General features: G+C 42.6%; 3 protein-coding genes and 1 pseudogene. All 4 read right to left on the bottom strand.

Going from position 1 to position 4,089, the window contains the following annotated elements; all coding sequences use genetic code 11:
- Nucleotides 1-631 precede the first annotated feature (631 nt).
- Nucleotides 632-1,153, bottom strand: coding sequence for a Fe-S protein assembly co-chaperone HscB (gene hscB / locus ACR2F3_RS12860; protein ID WP_432710379.1), 522 nt, complete (start codon nt 1,151-1,153; stop codon nt 632-634).
- A gap of 6 nt (nt 1,154-1,159) precedes the next feature.
- Entirely contained in the window at nt 1,160-2,494 is a 1,335-nt protein-coding gene (gene rseP, locus ACR2F3_RS12865) for an RIP metalloprotease RseP (protein ID WP_432710380.1), read from the bottom strand.
- A 37-nt stretch (nt 2,495-2,531) separates the two neighbouring features.
- Nucleotides 2,532-3,683, bottom strand: coding sequence for a 1-deoxy-D-xylulose-5-phosphate reductoisomerase (locus ACR2F3_RS12870; protein ID WP_432710381.1), 1,152 nt, complete (start codon nt 3,681-3,683; stop codon nt 2,532-2,534).
- A 44-nt stretch (nt 3,684-3,727) separates the two neighbouring features.
- Nucleotides 3,728-4,089: pseudogene (locus tag ACR2F3_RS12875) on the bottom strand (hypothetical protein); the annotation flags it as partial.

Here is a 4,089-nt window from a genome sequence, read left to right on the forward strand (position 1 = left end):
ATTGCAATAAATAATAAAAGAATGTAAGAAACTCCTTCCAGGACAGCAACTTTTCTAAAAATTGATAAACTATTCATATATTTAATCGTGTGTTTGGCCGAAAATACAGCAAACAAACCACTAAAAAATTTTTAATTGCCTTTTTGACATTGCATTAACTTCCAACAACCCCAGGCCTCCCCGGCTTGGTACGGCAATTAAAAGCACTGCAAATGAAGGCCTCCTCGGGGAACTAAGCAGCGCTGAATCAAAGCCAAAGATTCTCCTGCGAAAAAAAATAAAAATAAACACCTATCTCTTTACAATAACGAAACATTCTTTAACACCCAGTACCTGGAAAACTAACGTTTTCCGGACAATCGCGTCAATATGAGCTGACATGAACCTATACTCACTCCGAGTTAAGTCCAAGTTCAGTCCGAGTTGCGTCCAAGTTTTTCACTCAAAACTTGGACGCATTACAGATTTAACCTATAATCAACCTGGAATTAGGAACAGTCTATGTCGACTTTCCCTAAACGAAAAAGCGGCTGCACCATTTTTACATGATACAGCCGCTCTTCTAAAAAAATAACTAAGGGTAAACCCTAAAATAACAAAGGACAAAACCTTCTATAATTAGGTTAACAACCTACTTCTTACTCAGCGTCTCGCCAATGCGCAACAAATACTTGTTACGGTAGTAAATATCTTTAATCTTCAACAACGCTTCCTGTTGCTCCGCTTCAGGCAAATTTTCAAAGCCTGTAGTCAATGCAGAGAGTTCGTCAAATAAACCTTTCTCGATCTCATCAACCTGCATCCGCACCTCCAGCAGCTTCGCTGCATCCGGTTCGAACTCCAGGTCCATCAGCGCCTCGTTCACCTCCATCATGTCCATTAGAAACGCTTGAGGCAAAACATAGTTCTCGCCCTCCTGGATCAAACCTTTTAGTTCCAAAATGTAATGTAACCTTTTTTGCGGATCAGTCAGCACCTGGTAAGCCTTGTTGTTCATCGTCGACAGTAGCAACACTTCCTCCTGCTTCTCCTCACTTTCATTGATGTGAAAATCAGGATGGAACTTTTTACTCAGTTCATAGAACTTCTGTTTAACCACCTTTTGATCAGGGTTAAAGGTAACAGGCAAACCATATAGTTCGAAATAATCCATGTTGCGTTATTTACCGAGGAAGGCCTTAAAAATGTCGTTCCCGAGTACGAATACCATTAAAGATAATAAAATTACGAAACCAACCATCTGTGCCCTTTCCATAAATTTATCCCCAAGCGGTTTACCTTTAACCATTTCTATTAGCAAGAAAACCACATGGCCGCCGTCTAAGGCAGGAATAGGTAAAAGGTTCATAAACGCTAAGGCGATAGATATAAACGCCGTAGCGGCCCAGAATCTAGCCCAGATCCACTCACCACCATACACCTTACGCGCCATCTCCACTGGTCCGGAGAAAGCTTTGTTCGCTTGAACTGAACCAGTCAGTACTTTTCCAATACCTTTAGCATTGGTACTAAATTGTTCCCAGGCTTGATGAATCCCGATAGGAAGCGCCTGAAGTAAGCCGTAATGAACGGTTTCTATCTTTATTTCATTTAAATTCCATCCAATACCTACTGTTCCAGCCGTATCAACCGGAACGTTCAATTTCACGTCTTGGCCTCCACGTTTCACCGTAAATGCTACTTCCTTACCCTTTAGCTTTTGAACTTCTTCAGCAACGTCAACATTGTATTTTACAGGAGTATTGTTAACGGCTACAATTCTGTCGCCTTTCTTTAAACCCGCAGCATAAGCTGGCCGGTCGGCAACCACCGTGTCAACCGTTGAGGTTAACAGGGGTGTGCGGCTGATAAATTCTTCAATTCCTAAGTCTGATACCTTATTTAAAATATTGTCTGGAACCTTAATGTAAAGGGTTTTTCCTTCCCTCACCACCGTCAGGTTGGTGTTACCTAAAAGCACTTCCGGACTAATCAATTCTTCGAAACGGATCACTTTAGTGCCATTTACCGCAATCACACGGTCGCCTTTTTTCAAGCCAATTTCCTTACCTATCGAACCAGGATTAATTCCATTCTGTACCGAGCTGTTCGGAATAAAGGTTTCGCCATATTTGAACGTCAGCATCCAGAAAATAAGGATACCCACAATAATATTAACCACTACCCCACCTAACATCACTATTAACCGCTGCCAGGCTGGTTTAGACCTGAATTCCCATGGCTGTGCAGGCTGGGCCATCTGTTCAGTATCCATAGACTCATCAATCATACCTGCAATTTTAACATAACCACCTAAAGGCAGCCAGCCGATGCCGTATTCACAATCGCCACGTTTGATACTGAATAATTTTACGCCCCAGGCATCGAAAAACAAATAGAACTTCTCTACCTTAATCCCAAAAGCCCTCGCCGCTAAAAAATGTCCTAATTCGTGTAGTATTACTAATATCGATAACCCCAGTAACAACTGGGCCGCCATAATCAGTCCGCTCATATATAGTTTTAATGTTTTTTAATTAGATAAATAAATTTTACTTTGTTACCAGTTCGCCGGCAAATATACGGGTATGCTGGTCGGTTTCTAAATAATTATGCAGCGTGGGTTGTCCAACAAACCGCATTTCAGCCATACACCGTTCAATAATGTCACTCATTTCCAGGAAACCCACGCGGTCTTCCAAAAACGCATTTACCGCCACTTCATTGGCAGCATTCACAATACATGGCATATTACCGCCTTGTTTCATCGCCGAAAAGGCTAAATCCAGATTTCTGAAACTCTCATTATCGGGTGGATAAAAGGTTAATGAGGGATAGTCCAGAAAATTAAACCTTGGGAATTTGCTCTCTAACCTTCTAGGATAAGCCAGAGCATAATGGATTGGCAGCTTCATATCGGGTAAACCGAGTTGCGCTTTCATGGATCCGTCTTCAAACTGTACAATGGAATGTATTACCGACTGTGGATGGATAATCACATCAATTTGATCGGCCTCCAGGTCAAACAACCATTTGGCTTCAATCACCTCCAGGCCTTTGTTCATCATCGAAGCAGAATCGATCGTGATCTTTGCGCCCATTACCCAGTTTGGATGTTTTAAAGCCTGTAATTTGGTTACCTGTGCTAAATAATCGCGGTCTTTGCCACGAAATGGTCCGCCTGAAGCTGTTAAATAAATCTTCTCCACGGCATTCTCTTCCTCGCCTACCAGGCATTGGAAAATAGCCGAATGTTCTGAATCTACAGGAATAATCTTCACCTGGTGTTTTTTAGCCAAAGCGGTAATCAATTCTCCCGCCACTACAAGCGTTTCTTTATTCGCTAATCCAATGTCTTTTCCCGCTTCAATAGCTGCAATCGTAGGGCGTAAACCCACCGATCCAACCAGTGCCGTGATCACCAGGTTTGCTTCTGCTATACTTGCCGCTTCGCAAAGAGCATCTTCGCCAGTGAGCACTTGAATGCCGGTTCCAGCCAGGGCCTGTTTTACTTTTACATATTTTTGCTCATTACAAATCACTACCATCGCTGGCTTAAATGCTAATGCTTGCTGAATGAGTAACTCATCATTATGCATAGCCGTTAGTGCAACAACCCGATAGCGTTCGGGATTAGCCTGAACAACTTCCAGGGCTTGCGTGCCAATAGACCCGGTAGACCCTAGTATGCTTATATTTTTAATTGTCAATTGTTTTATCTCCTCTAAACGTCTTTTTGCAGACGATGTTATTTAACCCTGTATTTGTTTAAGCCATCGGCAATTTTCCTGTCGTTGGCTAAACGAGGAACTTTGTTCTGTCCTCCCAGTTTACCTTCTGCACGCATATAATTCACAAAGGCTTCTTTTTGCAGGCTCCGGATGATGAGGGGCTGCAATATTTTACCTTCAATCAGGTCAAAATAGTAAATATTTTTCTTTTGCAGGGCTTCGTCCACCTTTTTGCTAAAGCGCAACAGGTCTTCCGGCGCCTTTGAAAACTCTATGAACCACTCATGGTATGGCAATCCACCATCAGGATCGGTTACCTGTGGGGCCACCGTAAATTCGGTAATACCTACACCTTCTTCATTGGCCACGCTGAGCAAGG

Source organism: Pedobacter sp. (assembly GCF_045627485.1).
Taxonomy (GTDB): domain Bacteria; phylum Bacteroidota; class Bacteroidia; order Sphingobacteriales; family Sphingobacteriaceae; genus Pedobacter.